Source organism: Bacillus sp. P4_D3, assembly GCF_056401855.1.
Genome location: NZ_JBFUIN010001213.1, coordinates 1 through 664 on the forward strand (window position 1 = coordinate 1; position 664 = coordinate 664).

7 tRNA genes are annotated in these 664 nt (G+C 51.5%); all 7 read right to left on the bottom strand.

Annotated features, from left to right (window positions below):
* Nucleotides 1–2: 2 nt before the first annotated feature.
* The 7 genes from AC1DTM_RS30350 to AC1DTM_RS30380 all read right to left on the bottom strand — a co-directional run bounded on the left by AC1DTM_RS30350 (nucleotide 3) and on the right by AC1DTM_RS30380 (nucleotide 593).
* A tRNA-Asn gene (locus AC1DTM_RS30350) sits at nucleotides 3–77 on the bottom strand.
* Between the two features lie 7 nt (nucleotides 78–84).
* A tRNA-Ile gene (locus AC1DTM_RS30355) sits at nucleotides 85–161 on the bottom strand.
* A gap of 6 nt (nucleotides 162–167) precedes the next feature.
* Nucleotides 168–238: transfer RNA gene (locus AC1DTM_RS30360), tRNA-Gly, on the bottom strand.
* A gap of 13 nt (nucleotides 239–251) precedes the next feature.
* Nucleotides 252–327 (bottom strand) — tRNA-Lys (locus tag AC1DTM_RS30365).
* A 10-nt stretch (nucleotides 328–337) separates the two neighbouring features.
* Nucleotides 338–413: transfer RNA gene (locus AC1DTM_RS30370), tRNA-Thr, on the bottom strand.
* Nucleotides 414–427: 14 nt separating this feature from the next.
* Nucleotides 428–503, bottom strand: a tRNA-Phe gene (locus tag AC1DTM_RS30375).
* A 14-nt stretch (nucleotides 504–517) separates the two neighbouring features.
* Nucleotides 518–593, bottom strand: a tRNA-Asp gene (locus tag AC1DTM_RS30380).
* Nucleotides 594–664: the final 71 nt, after the last annotated feature.

The window sequence follows — 664 nt, forward strand, 5'->3', positions numbered from 1 at the left end:
TATGGCTCCGCAGGTAGGACTCGAACCTACGACCGATCGGTTAACAGCCGATAGCTCTACCACTGAGCTACTGCGGAATAATTATGGTGGGCCTAAATGGACTCGAACCATCGACCTCACGCTTATCAGGCGTGCGCTCTAACCAGCTGAGCTATAGGCCCATAAAAAGCGGGTGAAGAGAATCGAACTCTCGACCAGAGCTTGGAAGGCTCTTGTTTTACCACTAAACTACACCCGCATTAAATTAAAAATGGTGAGCCATGAAGGATTCGAACCTTCGACCCTCTGATTAAAAGTCAGATGCTCTACCAACTGAGCTAATGGCTCATTTTGAAAGTGGTGCCGGCTAGAGGACTTGAACCCCCAACCTACTGATTACAAGTCAGTTGCTCTACCAATTGAGCTAAGCCGGCTTGCGATTTCAAAATGGTGGCTCGGGACGGAATCGAACCGCCGACACGAGGATTTTCAGTCCTCTGCTCTACCGACTGAGCTACCGAGCCTTTATGTAAAAAAATGGCGGTCCCGACCGGGGTCGAACCGGCGATCTCCTGCGTGACAGGCAGGCATGTTAACCACTACACCACGGGACCATTTGGTTGCGGGGACAGGATTTGAACCTGCGACCTTCGGGTTATGAGCCCGACGAGCTACCGTACTGCTC